The 19,300-nt window shown below is 43.0% G+C and carries 20 protein-coding genes; 6 read left to right on the plus strand and 14 right to left on the minus strand.

Annotation, left to right across the window (positions count from 1 at the left end; translation table 11 throughout):
• Positions 1 to 1,089 (plus strand): family 10 glycosylhydrolase, encoded by a 1,089-nt coding sequence (locus DIU38_RS01430; protein WP_112657684.1) that lies wholly within the window; start codon positions 1 to 3, stop codon positions 1,087 to 1,089.
• 178 nt (positions 1,090 to 1,267) lie between these two features.
• On the opposite strand, the gene DIU38_RS01435 is transcribed toward DIU38_RS01430, so the two are convergent.
• The 10 genes from DIU38_RS01435 to DIU38_RS01475 all read right to left on the minus strand — a co-directional run bounded on the left by DIU38_RS01435 (position 1,268) and on the right by DIU38_RS01475 (position 9,455).
• A complete protein-coding gene (locus DIU38_RS01435) occupies positions 1,268 to 1,717 on the minus strand; it encodes a MarR family winged helix-turn-helix transcriptional regulator (protein WP_091175216.1) in 450 nt (149 codons plus the stop codon).
• A 57-nt stretch (positions 1,718 to 1,774) separates the two neighbouring features.
• Positions 1,775 to 1,951 carry a DUF5522 domain-containing protein gene (locus DIU38_RS32870; RefSeq protein WP_167516057.1) on the minus strand — a complete coding sequence of 59 codons (177 nt, stop codon included), beginning with the start codon at positions 1,949 to 1,951 and terminating at the stop codon, positions 1,775 to 1,777.
• Entirely contained in the window at positions 1,951 to 2,889 is a 939-nt protein-coding gene (locus DIU38_RS01440; RefSeq protein ID WP_112657682.1) for an MBL fold metallo-hydrolase, read from the minus strand. The genes DIU38_RS32870 and DIU38_RS01440 overlap by 1 nt, the downstream gene beginning before the upstream one ends.
• Complete coding sequence (gene coaE / locus DIU38_RS01445; RefSeq protein WP_112657680.1) at positions 2,889 to 3,485, minus strand: dephospho-CoA kinase; 597 nt, start codon at positions 3,483 to 3,485, stop codon at positions 2,889 to 2,891. Before coaE ends, DIU38_RS01440 begins: the two co-directional genes overlap by 1 nt.
• A complete protein-coding gene (locus DIU38_RS01450) occupies positions 3,485 to 4,435 on the minus strand; it encodes a CdaR family protein (RefSeq protein WP_112657678.1) in 951 nt (316 codons plus the stop codon). The genes coaE and DIU38_RS01450 overlap by 1 nt, the downstream gene beginning before the upstream one ends.
• 182 nt (positions 4,436 to 4,617) lie before the next feature.
• Entirely contained in the window at positions 4,618 to 4,947 is a 330-nt protein-coding gene (gene yajC, locus DIU38_RS01455) for a preprotein translocase subunit YajC (protein ID WP_112657676.1), read from the minus strand.
• Positions 4,948 to 4,963: 16 nt separating this feature from the next.
• Positions 4,964 to 5,404: a DUF1573 domain-containing protein gene (locus tag DIU38_RS01460; RefSeq protein ID WP_112657674.1), complete on the minus strand. Its 441-nt coding sequence runs from the start codon at positions 5,402 to 5,404 to the stop codon at positions 4,964 to 4,966.
• A 9-nt stretch (positions 5,405 to 5,413) separates the two neighbouring features.
• Positions 5,414 to 6,361 carry a transcription antitermination factor NusB gene (nusB, locus tag DIU38_RS01465; RefSeq protein ID WP_112657672.1) on the minus strand — a complete coding sequence of 316 codons (948 nt, stop codon included), beginning with the start codon at positions 6,359 to 6,361 and terminating at the stop codon, positions 5,414 to 5,416.
• A gap of 57 nt (positions 6,362 to 6,418) precedes the next feature.
• Positions 6,419 to 7,504, minus strand: a complete 1,086-nt coding sequence (locus DIU38_RS01470; RefSeq protein ID WP_112657670.1) for a Glu/Leu/Phe/Val family dehydrogenase — start codon at positions 7,502 to 7,504, stop codon at positions 6,419 to 6,421.
• A 271-nt stretch (positions 7,505 to 7,775) separates the two neighbouring features.
• Positions 7,776 to 9,455: a S8 family serine peptidase gene (locus DIU38_RS01475; RefSeq protein ID WP_146752302.1), complete on the minus strand. Its 1,680-nt coding sequence runs from the start codon at positions 9,453 to 9,455 to the stop codon at positions 7,776 to 7,778.
• Between the two features lie 660 nt (positions 9,456 to 10,115).
• On the opposite strand from DIU38_RS01475, the gene DIU38_RS01480 reads away from it, so the two are divergent.
• Both DIU38_RS01480 and DIU38_RS01485 read left to right on the plus strand, forming a co-directional pair.
• On the plus strand, positions 10,116 to 11,903 hold the full coding sequence (locus tag DIU38_RS01480; protein WP_112657666.1) for an ABC transporter ATP-binding protein: 1,788 nt from the start codon (positions 10,116 to 10,118) through the stop codon (positions 11,901 to 11,903).
• 224 nt (positions 11,904 to 12,127) lie between these two features.
• On the plus strand, positions 12,128 to 12,460 hold the full coding sequence (locus DIU38_RS01485; protein WP_090528014.1) for a DUF3276 family protein: 333 nt from the start codon (positions 12,128 to 12,130) through the stop codon (positions 12,458 to 12,460).
• 93 nt (positions 12,461 to 12,553) lie between these two features.
• Here the strand turns inward: DIU38_RS01485 and mgtE are convergent, their stop codons facing one another.
• Complete coding sequence (gene mgtE, locus DIU38_RS01490) at positions 12,554 to 13,924, minus strand: magnesium transporter (protein ID WP_112657664.1); 1,371 nt, start codon at positions 13,922 to 13,924, stop codon at positions 12,554 to 12,556.
• 237 nt (positions 13,925 to 14,161) lie between these two features.
• Between mgtE and ychF the strand changes: the two genes are divergently transcribed.
• Positions 14,162 to 15,265 carry a redox-regulated ATPase YchF gene (ychF, locus tag DIU38_RS01495; protein WP_091175336.1) on the plus strand — a complete coding sequence of 368 codons (1,104 nt, stop codon included), beginning with the start codon at positions 14,162 to 14,164 and terminating at the stop codon, positions 15,263 to 15,265.
• 228 nt (positions 15,266 to 15,493) lie between these two features.
• Here the strand turns inward: ychF and DIU38_RS01500 are convergent, their stop codons facing one another.
• Together DIU38_RS01500 and DIU38_RS01505 are read right to left on the minus strand one after the other, a co-directional pair.
• Complete coding sequence (locus DIU38_RS01500) at positions 15,494 to 16,300, minus strand: helix-turn-helix domain-containing protein (protein ID WP_112657662.1); 807 nt, start codon at positions 16,298 to 16,300, stop codon at positions 15,494 to 15,496.
• Positions 16,301 to 16,398: 98 nt separating this feature from the next.
• Complete coding sequence (locus tag DIU38_RS01505; protein WP_112657660.1) at positions 16,399 to 17,283, minus strand: oxidoreductase; 885 nt, start codon at positions 17,281 to 17,283, stop codon at positions 16,399 to 16,401.
• 183 nt (positions 17,284 to 17,466) lie between these two features.
• Between DIU38_RS01505 and DIU38_RS01510 the strand changes: the two genes are divergently transcribed.
• Positions 17,467 to 17,757 (plus strand): hypothetical protein, encoded by a 291-nt coding sequence (locus DIU38_RS01510; RefSeq protein WP_112657658.1) that lies wholly within the window; start codon positions 17,467 to 17,469, stop codon positions 17,755 to 17,757.
• 101 nt (positions 17,758 to 17,858) lie between these two features.
• Here DIU38_RS01510 and DIU38_RS01515 read toward each other — a convergent pair whose 3' ends face one another.
• Entirely contained in the window at positions 17,859 to 18,674 is an 816-nt protein-coding gene (locus DIU38_RS01515; protein WP_112657656.1) for an SDR family oxidoreductase, read from the minus strand.
• Between the two features lie 75 nt (positions 18,675 to 18,749).
• On the opposite strand from DIU38_RS01515, the gene DIU38_RS01520 reads away from it, so the two are divergent.
• Positions 18,750 to 19,109 carry a winged helix-turn-helix transcriptional regulator gene (locus DIU38_RS01520; protein WP_112657654.1) on the plus strand — a complete coding sequence of 120 codons (360 nt, stop codon included), beginning with the start codon at positions 18,750 to 18,752 and terminating at the stop codon, positions 19,107 to 19,109.
• Positions 19,110 to 19,300 lie beyond the last annotated feature (191 nt).

Here is a 19,300-nt window from a genome sequence, read left to right on the forward strand (position 1 = left end):
ATGAATAAGCGCGAATTTTTAAAGGCCGGTTTACTGGCTGGCGTGGCTGCCCAGTTGCCCTTAGCAAGCAATGCTGCTGTTGACGCTGCCAAAAGCAGCAAGAAAAAAGCCATGAAAAACTGGGTGTGGATCAACCCTAACCCCAAAGATACAGATGATGAGCTGGCCACCCGCTACGCTTCCTACAAAGCATCGGGGATAACGGGTATTTTTTTCGAGAACGACAGCGAGCGCCATTTCCGTGCCGCTAAAGCTAAAGGCCTGGAGGCCCACCGCTGGATCTGGACTTTTAACCGTGCCGAACTGGTAAACGAAAAGCCCGAATGGTACAGCAAAAACCGCAAAGGCGAATCATGTGCAGATCATCCGCCTTATGTGCAGTATTATCGCTGGCTGTGTCCGTCTCGCCCCGAAGTGCAGGAGTATTTAACCAAAACTGTCGATGATATTTTGGCTAAAGATTATATCGATGGTATCCACCTGGATTATGTGCGTTATTGCGATGTGATATTGCCTGTAAACCTTTGGGACCATTACAAGATCGATCAAACCAAAGAGCTGCCCGAATATGATTTTTGCTACTGCGATGTTTGCAAAGCCAAATTCAAGGAAGAATACAACCAGGATCTCGATCAGATCCAATATCCTGAAGCAAGCCTTTCATGGCGATTGTTCAGATATAATAATATTACCCGCGTAGTAAACGGTATTTCGACTGTAGCCCATCAGCATAAAAAACAGATAACAGCGGCCGTATTCCCAACACCCGAAGTTGCCCGCCGCAATGTAAGGCAGGACTGGACAAACTGGAACATGGATGGCATTTGCCCCATGATTTACCACGGTTTTTACAAAGAAGGCGTGAGCTGGATAGGTAACGCCGTAGCGGAAGGTGTGCATTTCCTGGCCGGAAGGTTCCCGCTGTACGCTGGCCTGTACCTTTCAGATTTTAAGAGTGATGATGAAATCCGCACGGGTATACAGGTGGCGCTTAAAAATGGCGCGATGGGCGTGTCTTTCTTCGGTAATGTAAGGCCGGAAGTGCTGGCAATACTGAAGGATGAAGTTGCGGCTTTTAAGGCTTCGTAACCAATTAAAGTTTATACATGATATGGCATTGCGAGGAGGAACGACGAAGCAATCTCGTAGCCGATGCAGATCGTACATGCGTTGGCTACGAGATTGCCGCGCTACGCTCGCAATGACATGTTTTTATTTTGAATTTAAAGGCAATAAACCTTTCGCCTTTTCCCTTTCACCTAAAAAATCATCCCCGCATTTTGTCCAATAGATCGCTTAGGGTCGCGGCTTCATCTTCGGTGAGGTTATTGCTTAGGATTTCTTTGGTTTTAAACTCGGCGTCCATTTTTGAAAGAGTTGCAAGGCCTTCTTCGCTGATGCGGATATCTACGGCGCGCCTGTCTTTATTATTGGTGCAGCGTGATACCAGTCCTTTTTGAACAAGGCGGTCAACAATGCGCGATGCATCCGACATCTTATCGATCATCCTTTCCTTCAGCAAATTTATGGTAGCCGGTTTAGGATATTGGCCGCGCAGTATCCGCAGTATATTGAATTGCTGCTGGGTAATATTATGTTTTTCAAAATGACAACGAAAATAGTTAGCCAGCCAACCTTGCGTGTACGCCACGTTAATGGCTACTTTGTGGTAGTTGTCTTCAAAATTGGTACTTTGTATTTCGTCTTCTATTCGCATAGTAATAGTAATGAATTGGATGCAAATATGTTTAATTATTTTTAATTTAACATTGATTTATTTATCGCTACCGTCTGATTCAGTGTCATTTCCAAATAATTTTACCTTGCCATAACCCCAGGGGCAATGCAGGCACTTGTTTTTACAGCAATTGCCCCGCTTTAAATGGTAGGCTTCGGTAAAAACGAAATTGCCATCTTCGTTGATATAATAATCAATGCCTTCCTGTAACATCAGTTCAGAATTTTTACAAAGATATCATCTTTAAAATAAGCTTTCAGGTACTCGCCTTTACCGTGAAGTGTCCACACCTGTTTGGGTTTGGTGTTGGCGATGGTTTGCAGGATATCGTTCCAGTCCACATGGTCGGATATAAAGAGGGTATCCTGGTTGTTAACCTGCAGGTTTTTCCATCCCGATGCAAAAAGGCGTTTTACTCCCGTGGCCCTGATGTAACTGTCGAAAGTAAAGGGCGGTACAATGTAAACAAACTCATCCTGCACCTTCATCAGTTTGCGTCCGTAAATCTGGTATTTGCCGGGAGGGAAGCCCATCTTTTCATAAATAGCATTGATGGGCATTATTTTATGATGTACCAGGATCTTTTTTTGCGGTGCATGTTCGGTAATGAGGTTGATCAACCGCTGACTTTTACCCAGCGCATATGCACCAAGTAAAATATTGCTTTTAATATCGTTGATCTTACGGATCTCGCTCACCGGATCCGGGTGAATAACAGCCGGATTGGCGAAAGTGCTTTCGGTGATCAGCACATCGGTGGTAACCCATTCAATAGGTTCGCAGGTAGCATCGGGTTGCAGTTTGTAGTCGCCGGTGTATAAATACCTTGCGCCATCATACTCCATCAGTATTTGGGCCGAACCAAGCATATGCCCCGCCGGGATCAGTGTTACCGTAACCCGGCCTACTTCAAATGGCTGGTTAAAGGCAGCTATGTTAAAAACTTTGGCGGCGGTACGGTCATACCTAAGCTGCATAATGCTTGCTGTGGCACGTGTGCAGTAAACGTTGTTGTTGCCACTTATAGCATGATCGGCATGGGCATGGGATATTACAGCCGTTTTTACCGGCAGTTGCGGATCGATATAAAAGTCGCCGTATTTGCAGTACAGCCCTTTTTCGTCAAAAGAAACAAAATCGTCAAGTATCATTAATGCTGAGCGAGCGATAAATAAAGTTCATGCAGGGCTATTACCTGCGGTATAACCAATTGTTTACCATCGTTAATAATTACATCATTGGCCAGTTTCAGTTTTTCCTCCTGCGATAGCTGGCGGGCCTCGCGGCTTTCAACATCGGCCCGGCTAATGCCGTCGCGCTCCATAACGCGGGCAATGCGAACTTCAAGCGGGGCGGTGATCATGATGGCCCTGTCGCACATTTTGTATGAGCCACTTTCAAATAAAATGGCCGCTTCCCGGATCACGTAGGGAGCATCCTTGTGCAGTTGGTCAAAACTATCAAAAGCCCTGAACACGGCAGGATGTACCAGGGCGTTAAGCTTTTCAAGTTCGGCTTTATTGTTAAAAACTATCCCCGATATATATTTGCGGTTCAGGCTGCCATCATCAAAATAAGCCTGCGGACCAAAAGTTTGTTTAATACCTTCAATAAGAAGCCGGTCGGTAACCATTACTTTTTTGGCTTCGTCATCGGCATAAAAAACAGGGATGCCAAGCAATTCAAATACCTGGGCTACGGTAGTTTTGCCGCTGCCTATGTTACCGGTTAAACCTATTTTAAGCATTATTTTTTTATGTAGAAGTCAATATTGGCAGGGGCAATCTTTACTATTTTACAAAAGGGAGGCATATGGATAAGCTTTACCGGCAGGGCCGTATAACCCTTATCGCGCCAAAGATTAAGATCGGCAACAGCCTCAAACAGGTCTTCATCAATATCGGCATACCGGCTTAAAGACGTAGTAAAAGTTACTTTAATTTTTTGCGGAAATACTTTTACGGTGTAATAGTTATTGTTATTGATCAACTTCACGGGGATCTCCAGCGTTTTCTCAGTAAATTCATCAACCGGGACAATAGCCTGTACCGAGCGTGGATAAACATTCAGGTTGCCTTCATTGCTGGGCTTTAAGTTGACCCTGGTATTAATGGTTTCATTAACATTACTGAATTTAAGCGAGTCTGTTTTCCACGAGGTGATTTGCTTCAGGCGTTCAATAGGGCCGCTCACGGTAACATAAGCAGGCCTCACCGTTATGTTACCCGATACGGCAAATTGCTTTTGATAGCTAACGCCCATGGTAAGCTGAACGGGGACCTTTTTGATAAGGCGGTTACTGAAATCAAAATAAAGCGTATCCGGGTCAATAGATGAAATGCGGTTAGCCGGATCTTTCCCCATATTCATCTGCTTAAGCTGCGTGCTGTCGATAACCACATAATTGCGGGTTTCGAGCGAGCGGAGGTCAACAGTTAGTGGCTTATTATCGCTGTTGAGCCTGGAGAACAGCATTTGCCAGCCGGTACCCTGTATGGTAGCATCAACAGTATCGGGCTGCAGCGAATGAAAAGCCCGCCTTTGCGGCGCGTTTTTAAAAGTTAAAACCTTTTTTACCTTATACGGAAGCGGATCGGAAAGGGTAGTAAAAATCCAGGCAATGATAGCCAACGACAAACAGGTAAAAAATACCGAGAGCCGCCTGCGTTCTGTTGCCGATAATTTTACTATTGCCATATTTTAAGCTGAAGGCTTAATGCTAAAAGCTGAAAGCCGAAAAATGTATTGCTCATTTCTTAACCTTCAGCTTTTGCTGTTTTATTTATAAGTATATTTTGCTTTCGGCTTTAAGCGTTCCGCTTTAGTTTAAACTAAGGTTGTTTTAGCTTTCGGCCTTTAGCTTTATGCTTTAAGCTCAATTACGCTTTCTTCTCAACCGCCGGTGTATTCAATGCTTTTGATGCATCAAGCGATATGGCCGATTTATCAAAGCGGATCTTGCCGTTTTCAACCTCAACCAAAAATGTGGTTTCGTTTAAATCAACGATACGGCCGTGGATGCCGGCTGTAGTTATAACCCTGTCGCCTTTTTTAAGTTCTTCAACGTATTTTTTTTGATCTTTTTGCTTTTTAACCTGCGGGCGGATCATAAAGAAGTAAAACACCACGATAATCAGTACCATTGGTACTAATGAACCGTAGCTGCCTAAGCCGCCGCTTGAAGCCTGTAATAAAATAGTAGCTATCATTTGTTTAAATTAATTGTTATTTTTTTAAAACCTCGCCAATTAAATGTACCATAGTTTCGGCAGGCTGGGTGTTTGCTGTAACGGTTATTTGTTTATCCTGTAAACCGCTTTTACCGGCACTGTTAAAAGTAACGCTGATCACGCCGCTTTCGCCGGGTTTAACTGGCGCTTTTGGCCAGGTAGGGGTAGTACAGCCGCAGGTAGCACGCGCGTTGGTAATAATTAACGGCGATTTACCTGTGTTGGTGAACTTGAAATCGTACGATACTTTGTCGCCTTCTTTGATCTTGCCGAAATCGTGGCTTTCCTTTTCAAATTTAGCTACCGGCGCGTTAGCCGCGGTTGCGGCGCTATCGGCATTAGCTTTTGAAGCGTTATCGGCTGTGTTGCCGTTGCTGCTGTTGCAGGCCGATAATAACATGCCTGATGCTACTAAGCTTAAAAATAGTTTTTTCATTTTTTAATATTATTCTATTAAGCCACGGCCTATCTTTTTGATTTTGTTTTCGGCTTTAAGCTCTATTAAAATCTTGTCCAAGATACCGTTTATAAATGAATTACTCTTAGGCGTGCTAAACTCTTTTGATATTTCAAGATACTCGTTTATAGTAACCTTAACCGGGATAGAATTAAAGTTAATAAACTCAGTTATAGCCATTTTCATTAACAGGGTATCCATCATGGCAATACGCTCGGGCTCCCAGTTTTGGGTTTTAGCGGCTATCAGCTCATGGTAGGCCTCATTGTACCTGATGCTTTGCTGAAACAGGTTTACCACAAACTCACGGTCCTCAACCCAGTTGCCGGTAATTTCGGCAAGCTGGTTAAGCTTGTAATCATCATGCGAAAAGTTTTTGAACGTTTTGGCAATAAGCGCCTGGAGCACGTCTTTATCAACAGGCCAAAAAATAAACCTGTCTTCAAAAACCTGCTCGGCTAATGATGATTTAAGGATAACCTTTTTGAAAATGAATTTGATGATATCCTTGTCTGTTTGCAGTGTATCGTCTGTTTTGGCAAGATACTCGGCATACTCGGGCGAGTTTTTAAGGATAATGAAAAGTGATTTTGCAAGTTCGGGCTCAAAGGTCCAGTCAACTTTGTACTTTTTCCAGGCTGTAATGTATTCCTTATTATCATTCAGGCTCAGGATAAACCTGTTGGTGAGGATCTTTAGGTTTGCATTTAAGTCATCGGCGGTAGGGAGGTGTTTGTTGGCGCGTTCCTGTGCGTCATTCGCGGCAAAACTTACTACTTCATTAATTAATGATAGCATCCAGATATACATTTCGTAAACCTGGTCAATGCTGCTCAGCATGTTTTTCTCGAATAGCTTAACATCTTTCGTGTCTGATTGATGATACGCGTACAGTGCCTGTAATACCTTTACCCGGAGGTGCCTTCTGTTTAACATTTTTGTAAGAACGATTTGGTTTGCTTATGCAAACGGTTTATATAAAAATTAATTGTTTTAATAGGATGATTTTACTTTTCTGATGTCTTCAATGCGTTTTTCGGCTATTTTATTGGCCGCGCTAATGGTTGGAATGTTTTCGGCCTTTGACAGCTTTAACACATTGCGCGTAGCATCATAAATATTTTCTGTAAGCTGTAAGGTACGCTTTTTATTGAAATTCATCAACTCCGAATAACCGGTAATAATACCCCCCGCGTTGATCACATAATCGGGGGCAAAAAGCACACCTTTATCAAGCAGCATTTGCCCGTGCACATTTTCATCAAGCAGCTGGTTATTGGCCGAACCTGCTATAATGCCGCATTTTAATTTGGCAATGGTTTGCGAATTCACGGTACCGCCCATGGCGCATGGCGCGTAAATATCCGCATCGATATCAAAAATATTATTATTTGATACCGGTTGGGCACCATATTTTTTGGAGATTTGGCTTACGCGTTCCTCATTAATATCGCTGGCGTAAACTTTTACATTTTCGTCCCTTAGCAGGCGTACCAGGTTTTCGCCCACATGGCCAATGCCCTGTACAATAACCGATTTGCCTGTTAAGCTGTCGCTGCCATACATTTCCCTTACACAAGCCTTAATGCCCATCAAAACGCCCAGCGCTGTTATTGGCGAAGGGTCGCCGCTGCCGCCGATGTTTTCTGGAGCGCCGGTAACATGGTTGGTTTCCATTTTAATGTACTCCATATCGCGCGGACTGGTGCCTACGTCTTCGGCGGCAATAAATTCGCCGTTAAGGTTTTTTATGAACCGGCCAAATTTACGCAGTAAAGCTTCGTTTTTGTCCTGGCGCGAATCGCCGATGATCACCGAATAGCCGCCGCCAAGATTAAGGCCGGCTATCGCTGCCTTGTAGGTCATGCTTTTGGCTAAACGCAATACATCATTAAGGGCATCACCTTCGGTTTTATAGGCCCACATACGTACGCCGCCAAAAGCAGGGCCAAGCGTTGTATTATGGATCGCGATAATAGCTTTCAGATGGGTATCAGGATCGGTACAAAAAACAACTTTCTTGTGCCCGAAAGCGTCAAGTTGGCTAAATATAGATTCCGGTGGATGTTGTTCAGGCATTAGTACTATAAGTAAATGTCTTTAAGCGCACAAAAGTAGAGGTTTTTTTTAATACTGACAAAGATATTAAGTTGGGAGTGCGTATGAAAACGCCATTAAATATGTATCAACAACCTTTAGTTCGATATTAAAGGCTTAATGATTATAATGGGATTATGAAAACAAATTTGATTTTGAGGGAATTTTCGGGTTTAAATTTGTGGCTTATTATAAATGAGCGCATTTATCGCAAAGTATGGCCTTGAGGTAACGGACATATATCATATTCATATTATTTAGCATCAGATATAGTTTTAGCAAAATCCATAGCTTTTTGCATATCGGCAAGGCCATAACCGTAAGGCATAACCGGGTTATTATATTTGTTAGCTGATTTTCTGAGCACCGCAAGCAAATCTCTATTAGTTAGTTTGGGATAAGCCTGCCATAAACAGGCAGCCAGGCCGCACATAATAGGGCTGGAATAGGATGTGCCCATTCGTTCTTCCGAAACCCCCATCGGGTTAATCACACCGGCTCCTATGCCCACCGCTACAATATCGGGTTTAACACGGCCATCAACTGTTATTCCAAACGACGAGATAGGGACAATAATACCTGTATAGTTAACTGCACCTACCGTTAGCACATCAGGCGAATCGGCAGGAGTACCTACCCATTGCTGTTCGTTACCTGCACAGCATACAATAAAAATGCCTTTGTTAAACGCAATATTGGCTGCCCTGGTAGCCATTGCCGTTTTTCCGTCCATATCCTCAAATTTATAACGGGCCTCGGTCAGGTAATAACCATTTGTATAAGTAAGCGACGAATTAACGATATCTACCCCAACGCTATCGGCGTACTCAATGGCGTTAACCCAGTAATCTTCTTCAATAGGATACTCTGTAGATGCATCCTCGGTATGGAATAACCAGTAATTTGCTTCGGGTGCTGTGCCTACGTAGGTGCCAGGTTTGTTTACAGCCATGCACGATGTAACCCATACACCATGGTTATCAATAGCATAAGGATCCGGACTTTCATAAACAAATGATTTTGCGCCCTTGATGCTGACGTTGTTAAAAGCCGGGTTAGTTTTCAGGTTGATAAAGCCTTCGTCAATAACGGCAATATCAATCCCGGCGCCTTTAAAGCCCTTGTTGTGCAGGGCCTGTCCATTGGATGTGCTGATATTTGCTGTCGCCGCGCCGTAATCAAGCGGCGTATTGGCGGTTTGGTTTGAACCTGGCTGTGGCGCATCTGTGTATTTGGCAGGTGGGGAGGTAAGTCTTGGCCCTTCCCACACCAATATCACATCTTTTACAAATGGTAATGCTTTGTATTTATCTACCAAAAACTGATCAGATGTGTTTACGCTAACCGTGTTAAGCCATTTGCTTTGTGCTACTATCACACCGCCTACTTGTTTTATCGCTTTAATATAATCGGGAGAGATCGGGAGGTCTGTTCCATCAATTGGAATATTACGTTTCCGGCGGCGCTCAATTGCTCGCGCCGATAAAAATTCGGATGGTTTATTTATCGAATAAGCAGATGTGCCCTTGTCTTTAAGTATGAGCCTATATTTGTAATCGTTTTCGTCGGTAATGGTCACTTTACATTTAGCAAAGGTTTTTCCATCTGTAAGGGTAGCAACAATATTGGTTTGCCCTGCCGCTAAGCACGAAACCAAGCCATTGGCAGTAACTGTTGCTATCCTGGTGTTTTCGGAGCTCCAGGTTATTTGCTCAGATCCCGAGCCATTGCTAACCGTTGCTTCTAACCGGTAAGAATAGATCGGGTTTTTAACTACATTTAACGATGAAGGATTAATAGCTATTGTTGTAGTTGGCTTTGGTGGACTGTCGGTCTTTTTACATCCGGTTGCAAAGAAACATATCAATAATAAGTATAAAGGCAGGGTACATAGTTTGGTGGTCATCAGTAATGAAGAAGGTCTTTTGATCAAAGGTTAAAGGTTTGACTATAAATTATCGAAGCACATTTTAACTATCCGCTTCTTTTTTTTAACGTCGGCAAAAGTAATGTTATTGCCGGGAACGACAAACATGTTGTATTTATAGAATATTAATATCAAAGAATAGGTAATGCCTGGCTTTCGTCAAAAGTGAGCTGCTGCTTTACATTCCGAGTGTGATAGATCCCCTTGCTAAAAATGTGCTGATAAATCCCATGCACCATAATACTGCGCTGTTGAAAATTGATGAGGTAAGGCCTTTTGCCTTTGATAAACGATTGACTAAAAAGGACTGATCATACTGACAAGATCCTGTCAGTGTTCAATTTTTAAAAAACGGGTGTTCAACTTTTTACTTCTTGATTTTGTAACTGATTGATTATTAGGATGTGTGTGTTCAATTGGACTTTTAAGGGCGTTTGTGTTGTTTGTAACGCATTGATTGTCAATGGTGTTTATTTTAGAAAAATATGCAAGTGTTCACACTTTTAAAAATTGAACACTGATGGGATTGTAACAGATGGATCAATATAACATTCTTACATCCGGCCGACTTTTCCATTCCATCACTCTCCCCAAATTTTAATACTTTTGATCATAAGGTCAGGACTTGCGGACTTTTCCGACTTCCCGGCTTCCGGACTATAATAAATGAAAGACCTCGCATACCTTAATAAGTTTTTTTACAAATACCGCTGGCGGCTCATCCCGGGCGTGTTGTTTGTAATTATATCAAATGTTTTTGGTGTGCTGCCGGCACAGGTTATCCGCGTAGCTTTTGACCTGGTTACCGAAAACATAGGGGCCTACCAGCTTTTTTCGGGTTTCGACAGGCAGAGTTTTATTTATGATATTTTCGGTACCAGCTTATTCCTGTTTGGTACACTGGTATTGGTGCTGGCCTTGCTGCGGGGCCTGTTCCTGTTTTTTATGAGGCAAACCATCATCCTCATGTCGCGCCATATCGAGTACGATTTAAAAAACGAGATCTACAACCACTACCAGGAACTTTCTCTCGCCTTTTATCGCCGCCACAACACCGGAGATTTAATGAACCGGGTAACGGAGGATGTTAGCCGTGTGCGCATGTACCTTGGGCCGGGGATTATGTACTCCATCAATACCGTAGTATTGTTTGTTATGGTAATATATGCCATGCTTACAGTAAACGTACAACTGGCCATTTTTTCGGTATTGCCATTGCCTATTTTGGCCGGTGTTATTTACTATGTAAACAATATTATCAATCACCGCAGTGAGATGATCCAGGAGCGCCTGTCTGGTTTATCCAGCTTTGTGCAGGAAAATTTTTCGGGCATCAGGGTGATCAAATCGTACGTGCGCGAAGGCTTTGTGCGCGAAAACTTTGCCAAGGAGAGCGAAGACTATAAAGTGCACTCTATGGAACTGGCTAAAGTACAAGCCCTGTTTTTCCCGATCATGTTATTGCTGGTAGGCCTGAGTAACGTAATAACCATGTACGTTGGCGGGGTGGAAGTAATAAAAGGTAACATTACCCCGGGCAATATTGCCGAGTTTATTGTTTACCTCAATATGCTGTCGTTCCCGGTTATTTCGCTGGGATGGGTAACCTCACTGGTGCAGCGGGCTGCGGCCTCGCAAAAGCGCATCAATGAATTTTTGCACGAAAAGCCAGAGATCATTTCGCCGCTTGCAGAAAGCCACCATGTTGAGGGATTGATTAAGTTTGATGATGTATCATTCATTTATCCCGATACCGGCATCCAGGCTTTAAAGAATGTTTCGTTTACCGTAGAGCCTGGGCAGATGCTGGCAATTATAGGTCGTACGGGTTCGGGTAAATCAACAATTGCCAACCTGGTGATGCGTATGTACGATACTACGGGTGGGGAGATCTCCATTGACGGTCGGCCGATAAAATCACTTGGCCTCGAAAACTATCGCTCGCAGATAGGTTTTGTACCACAGGAGGTTTTCCTGTTTTCGGATACTATTGCCAATAACATTGCTTTTAGTGCCGATGTACTGGATATGCCGGTTGTTGAGCAGGCTGCCAAAGATGCCGCGGTATACAATAATATTATTGAGCTGGAAGAAGGTTTTACAACACTCATCGGCGAACGCGGCGTTACCTTATCGGGCGGGCAAAAGCAACGCGTATCCATTGCACGCGCCATATTTAAGCATCCTCAGGTTTTGATCTTTGACGATTGTCTTTCGGCAGTTGATACCCGCACGGAAGAGGAGATCTTGAATAACCTTGGCCGGGTAATGCAGGATAAAACAAGCATCATCATAGCCCACCGCATTTCCACCATAAAAAATGCCGACAAGATCCTGGTAATGGATAACGGCGAAATTGTTGAGCAGGGTAACCATGCGTACCTCATGCAGCTTAAAGGCACCTACTTTGAGCTTTACGAAAAACAATTACTGGAAGAAGAGCAAAACGCATAACGAATGGGCACAAGTGAGCATTCCCGCAACCTCCGCACAACACTTGTGCCAGTAGGGAGATGAACTGGTGTGCGCTCTCTTTTCACAGCCCACCTGTAATTGGTCATCCACACAAAAAAATGACGCTTTTGTTTCAAAAAACTCAATAATAACGAATAAAATACTTGCACTTTGAAAATTTATTTATATTTATGCCAACCAAAACTAATTACAGGTAAATATATATGGGAGATTTTGACAATAGAGAGCGTGAAGAGGTTTATTCGAAGAAGGTGAGAGCCGGGAAGCGGACCTATTTTTTTGATGTAAAAGCAACCCGTTCAAACGATTATTATGTTACTATTACTGAAAGCAAAAAACGTTTGGAAGATGGGGTGTTTGTAAAACACAAGATCTTTTTATATAAAGAAGACTTTGAAAAATTTGCCGAAGGTTTGAAAGATACCATCGACTACATCAAATCAAACCAGGAGGTAGTTGAAAAACGCTATGAGTACAGCGAAAACCCTGAAATTGCCAGGGCATCTGCCGATGAAGATTTTTCGTTTGAGATCTAATTACTACAGAACAATACTAAACTAAAATAATTAAAGCCCTGCTTCTTATTCAGAAACAGGGCTTTTTGCGTGTGTTATATTTGAAAGCGAGGATTACAATAATATACCCCGCATAAATATTACGGCTATAGTAAAGTAAATAATCAACCCGGTAACATCTACCAGGGTGGCTACAAACGGAGCCGACGAGGTAGCAGGGTCGGCGCCAAGTTTTTTAAGCAAAAGTGGCAGCATCGAACCTGACAAAGACCCCCATAAAACAATACCTATAAGAGAAGCACCTACAGTAAAACCTACCAGCATCCAGTGCGGGCCGTAAATATTGCTGAACATGCTCCAGGCCGCTATACGTAAAAAGCCTATCAAACCTAAGCAAACACCAAGCATTAAACCCGAAAGGATTTCCCGGCGCATTACCCGCCACCAGTCGGCAACGGTAACTTCGCCCAGTGCCATGGCCTGAATAATGAGGGTTGAAGCTTGCGAACCACTGTTACCTCCGCTTGAAATAATTAGCGGAATAAAATAGGCCAGCACGACCACTTTGGAGATCTCATCGCCAAAATAACCCATAGCGGTAGCGGTAAGCATCTCACCTAAAAATAAAATGATGAGCCAGCCTACGCGTTTTTTTATAAGTTTAAAAAGATTGATGTCCAAATAAGGTTCATCCAGTGCTTCGGTACCACCTATTTTCTGGATATCTTCGGTATATTCTTCGTTAGCTATCCAAAGGATGTCATCAACTGTTACTATGCCAAGCAATACGTCATTATTATCAACAACCGGCAGGGCGGTGCGGTTATTCATCCTGAAAACGTTGATTGCTTCTTCCTGCGGATCACTGGCGCTAAGGGAAATCAAACGACCGTCCATTAGCTCACTCACCTTGGTTTCGGGCTTTACCAACAAAATCTCGCGGATCCGGATGTCATCAAGTAAAACACCGTGCTCATCAATTACATAAATAACATCGATGGTCTCTGAGTTTTTACCATACCGGCGAATGTGCGAAAGTACACGGCTTACATCCCAGGTGCGTTTAACGGCAATATAATCGGGCGTCATTAAGCGACCAACGCTCTCTTCTTCGTAACCTAAAAGTTTTAAAGCCTCCTCGCGGTTTTCGCGTGAAAGTTTTTGGATAAGTTTTTGAACGGCGTCACCATGCAATTCGCTGAAAAGTGACGTACGGTCGTCAGGAGGGAGTTCGTTGATCAGATCTTCAAGCTTTTGACCCGAAAGTTTTTTGATGATCCGCTCCTGGACAGGGAACTCAAGGATCCGGAACACGTTAACCGCGCGGTTAAGCGAAAGGGTTTCGATGAATTTGGGGCCATGTTCAGGAAGTTCGCCAATCAGTTCTTCAACATCCGATATGTTAAGGTTGTTCAAATATTCCTGTAATTGGGTGTCGTCTTGTTTTTCCAGTAACAATTCTACTTGCTCAACCATTTCTTCCATATATAGGCCCTCCTTTTTTACATCGGTGTATTAATATTTAGCTTCTTTTTTCCGAGCGCAAAAGTCGTTTATTTTTTCAAATTATAAGGCAAAATTTTCTGTTATCTTTGCACGCTTTTAGTTCATGGCTTATTGTTCATGGTTTATAGCCTTTTAGGTATAATTTAAGAGGATTTAAGCTATCATCAATGAACCATCAACCATGAACCTGCAATATAAATTAGATAAAAACAAACAATGGGTTTACAATGTGGTATAGTAGGTTTGCCGAATGTGGGCAAATCGACACTTTTTAATTGCTTATCAAACGCTAAGGCACAGGCGGCTAATTTTCCGTTTTGTACCATCGAGCCAAACGTGGGTGTAATTACAGTGCCGGATGAGCGCTTAACAAAGCTTACCGAAATAGTACAGCCAAAATCAATTGTACCAAACGTTATAGAAATAGTTGATATTGCCGGCCTGGTTAAAGGGGCCAGCAAAGGCGAAGGTTTAGGTAACCAGTTTTTGGCGAATATTCGCGCTACCAATGCTATCATCCACGTATTACGTTGCTTTGATAACGATAATGTGATCCATGTTGATGGCTCGGTTGACCCAATCCGCGATAAAGAGATCATCGATACTGAACTGCAGCTAAAGGACCTTGAATCTATAGAGAAAAAGATTCAGAAGGTTGAAAAGATGGCTAAAACCGGCGGCGACAAAGAGGCCAAAAAAACCTTTGATGTTTTAACCGTTTATAAAAATCACCTGCTGGAAGGTAAGTCGGCCCGTACCGCACCTGTTGAGGAAGAAGATAAAGAATATGTGGCCGACCTATGGCTACTTACCGCTAAACCGGTATTATATGTTTGTAATGTTGATGAAGGTTCGGTAAGTACCGGTAATGCTTATGTTGAAAAAGTAAAAGCAGCCGTTAAAGATGAAAATGCCGAAGTGCTGATCATTTCAGCTCAGATTGAATCTGAAATTTCACAACTGGAAACCTATGAAGAACGCCAGATGTTTTTGGATGACCTTGGTCTTACCGAATCGGGTGTTAACAAGCTGATCAAAGCGGCATACAGGTTATTAAATCTGGCTACTTACTTTACTGCCGGTGTGCAGGAAGTTCGTGCCTGGACTATTACCCAGGGTTTCACCGCGCCACAAGCTGCAGGTGTAATCCATACCGATTTTGAAAAAGGCTTTATCCGTGCCGAAGTAATTAAATACGAAGATTTTGTGAAATTCAACGGCTCTGAAGCTGTCATCAAAGAAAACGGCAAGCTGGGCGTTGAAGGTAAAACCTACATTGTGCAGGATGGCGATATTATGCACTTCAGGTTTAACGTTTAGGGAATAGACCCCAGATGGCAAGAGTCAGGAATTAAGAATTTAGAGTCAAGACAAAATTTAGAGTCAAGACAATAAGATACAAGAGCCAGGAAATGAGATCTAATCCATTCCTGGCTTTTTTATGTCTTAGCTCTTGACTCATGATTTCTTGACTCTTTTTCTCGTCCTGATTCTTAAGTCTCGACTTCTTGTTTCTTGAATCTTGATTTCTTGACACTACCTCAGCGGTTACACCGCCGATGGCGCTACCCCGTAAGCTTTTTTAAAGGCGAAGGAAAAGTGGGAAAGATCTTTAAAGCCCACATCCATATAAACATCAGATACCTTCTGCTTCTTTTCTTTGATCAGGAAATAAGCGTCCTTCAATCGTTGCTGTTGGATCCACCGGTTGGGTGATATATTAAAGATCCGTTCAAAATCGCGCTTAAATGTTGCCAGGCTGCGACCGGTTAGGTAAGCAAAGCGGTTCAAGTCTACATTAAAACGATAGTTTTGAGTCATGAAAGCCTCCAGGTCTATTTTGCCGGGTTCACTGAAATCAAAAAGGATATTTTTGAGTTCGGGGTTTGTTTCCAGCAAAATCATTACAGCTTCCTTAACCTTGTGCAGGGTAAGTGCCGGATTGATCTCATCGCTGCTTTTATCTATATAGGGGCTTAACGATTTGATGTAATTGCTGAACAAGTCGTTTGGCTTTAAGAATAAGGCGCTTTCGCCTGAATACGGGCCATCTGCATGCAAATCAAGTTCGGCACTCATACTTTGCAGGGTAGCCTGATCCATACCAATGGTGATGGTTTTAAATTCGCCGCCTGGGGGTGGATGCTTTACAAATTTTGCCAGTTCGTTCCGTTTCAAAAAGCGGTAATCGCCCTGTTTAAAATAATAGTTTTTACCGTTTACATAAAGCTCCGAATCGCCGGAGAGGATATAGCCGAATACATGGTCGGCAATAAATTGCTCGCCGGCCCTGCTCACTTGCGAGTAGCAGGAATAAAGTATCCGCGGCGACGTTTTTGTATTTGACACAGGCATGTTGTTCAAATTTAATAATAAAGAAAGACTTACGAAGTTTCAAAAGCTTCGTAAGTCTGATATATCCCGTGGAACATGTCCCCACAACCGAAATTATATTATGCTTTTTGAGCGGTTATTGATTTCCCAAATTCTGTATTCAGAAAATCTTCCGCTTCGGCATGATCAGTTGAAGTTGTAACAGGGAGCCATTTTTCAAATTCGGCTTTGCGTGCTTCATCGGCAGCTTTTAATAAGCCAGCGGCTTCGCTGCCCAATATAAGGTGCACAGGAGGCTCCGGATGTTCAACAAGATCAACCATTACCTTCGCTGCTTTTTCGGGGTCACCTACAGGAATAAATTTGCCGCTCGATAAATAATCGGCACGTGCGTCAACCGTTTGTTCATAGCCTTCAACTTTTGGTGCGTAGCTCATCGAGTCGCCGGCCCAATCGGTACGGAAGCCCCCAGGCTCAACGCTGGTAACCAGTATGCCAAGTGGCTTTACTTCTTTAGCTAAAGCTTCGGTGAAGCCGCTCAAGCCAAACTTAGCTGCCTGGTACATGCTTAAACCTGCATTACCAACGCGACCACCAACCGAGCTGATCTGCAAAATACGGCCCGAGCGTTGCTTGCGCATATAAGGCAAAACCGCGCGGGTGATCTCGATAGGAGCATAAAGATTTGTTTCCAGCTGACTGCGTACCTGCTCATCAGTGAACGCTTCGGCGGCGCCAACGATACCGAAACCAGCGTTATTTACCAATACATCAATTTTGCCAAAGTGGGCTACCGCATCGGCAACGGCTTTATGTACTGCCGGGTAATCGGTAACATCTAATTTTATCGGATATACCTGGCCGGGATATTTATCAGCCAGATCTTTTAATTGCTCTGGGTTACGTGCTGTAGCGGCAACATTATCGCCTGCTGCTAAAACTGCTTCTGTAAGGCTGCGGCCTAATCCGCGGGCGCTGCCTGTTATAAACCATACTTTTTTCATAGTCTTATCTTTCTTTTTGATAACACAAAGTTAGGTTGAAAGGCGGCGCGGCGTTTTGTTAAAAAGCTCAAGTTGCTTTGTTGAAAAGCTCAATTAAGGGGTTCTGTTTTAATGTCATTCTTACGCTAAAAGTGATTAAATTAGGGGCTGGGAAAATAAATAGTTGAATAAAAGAATGGCACTATGGGAGCCAAATACCTAAAATATATAGATAACGGCAAGGAAGGCCGTGTTATTTATGGAGACGGCGAGATCGAGTTGAAGTTTTTATATGAATTAGCTGGCGGTAGATCTATTGCAGTAATCTATATACCAACTGTTGACAGTTGGTATAACAAAACAGGAATAACAACGAGTAAACGACAAGAGATAATAGAATTTATAGCTAAACAAGCAGCAAAAGATCAGACCCTAAATGCAACTTACGAATTATATGATGATTGTATAAGTCTGTTACAAGAAACCGATCGGTAAACTGTAAGCCCTTAACGCTGATAATAGTAATTGCCCCAATATGCGAGCGGGTTTATTAGGCTCGTTTTATCAGGGCAATCCCAAAATCTTACAAATCATGGTTAAAAAAATGTTGCCATCTTATCCATATATTCCTCAATAGGCATAGTGTTACGCATGTTCATCAGCATGTTACCCATATCGCCTATAACGGTGCGGAACTTGTCGCTTTTGCCGGTAGCAAGATCATCAATAGCGTTAACAATAAGCATCGGATCATCAAGTTGTGATTCATCGCGTGAGCCCATCAGGTTTTGCAGTTTGTTGGTAAGCTCGTCGTAAGCGGTTATATCCGGGTTTTGGTTCCAAACCACGCTTTCAACAAAGTTGTTGCCTTTGGATCCGCCTTGCTCTATCAGCCTTAAATGAATATTAAGCGGCTTTAGTTCGTAATACAATCCTTCGGTTAGGCCTTCCAACGCGAATTTTGACATGTTGTAAAGCGAGCCAAGCGGTACAGCGGTAGTAATACCCATAAAGGAGCTGATGTTGATGAACATGCCCCCGTTGTTTTGCCTGAAATGGGGCAGGAACGCACGGATTACGTTGATAGGGCCGCGGGCATTTACCGCAAACTGCCAGTCGATGTCTTCTTCTTTAGCAAGCTCCAATGCGCCATACGTACCCATACCTGCATTGTTTACCACAACATCAATTTTGCCGAAAGTGGCTATCGCCTGTTCGGTTGCTGTTTTTACCTGTTCAAGTTTGGTAACATCCAATTTAAATATTTTGATATTAGGATATTGCGTTAGTTCGGTTTCCTTTTCGGGTGTACGCATGGTGGCGGCTACATTCCAGCCTTGTTGTGCAAAATGTTTAGCGGTTAATTTGCCCAGTCCGCTGCTGGTTCCGGTTATAAAAACTGCTTTTGACATGGTGTTTTATTTTTTTATGCAAAAGTATACTGGAATTGATATAATTTTGTAACCAGTTACACAGAGTATACCAGTATGGAAGGGGGAATAACGTCACACCAACGTAATCATGCCGATGAGCGGCAGGCTTTACAAGATACCATGTATGTTATTGGCGGTAAATGGACATTGCCAATCATTAATTCCATTTGTAATGGAAACAAACGTTTCAGAGAAATTGAGCGGAGTATTCCCGGCATCACCACGCGTATGTTATCGCGCGAGCTGAAAACTATGGAAATGAATAAGCTTGTTAAACGGACCGTAACCCCAACTTTACCGGTCTTGATCGAGTATGAATCGACAGAGTATTGCCGGAGTTTTGGCGGCATTATTTTAGAAATGATAAAATGGGGCAAGGAGCACAGGGAGATGCTGCGCAAGGCGGATAAATAGTAGTTTATAAAAGCGGGAAAAGCACGATTCCCCTCTTGAGAGGTGCGGAGGGGTGTGTCTCAGCTTTTGATAAACATGCCGCAGAAACACACCCCTGCTATCACTCGCTCCATCGCGCCCCCTCTCAAGAGGGGATTTGAAAAACATTATTCAAATAGTTATTCCATTCCCCATTGTAAAAGTTAAGTTAT

This window comes from Mucilaginibacter metallidurans, from assembly GCF_003286435.2.
In the GTDB taxonomy this organism is placed as follows: Bacteria; Bacteroidota; Bacteroidia; order Sphingobacteriales; family Sphingobacteriaceae; genus Mucilaginibacter; species Mucilaginibacter gossypii.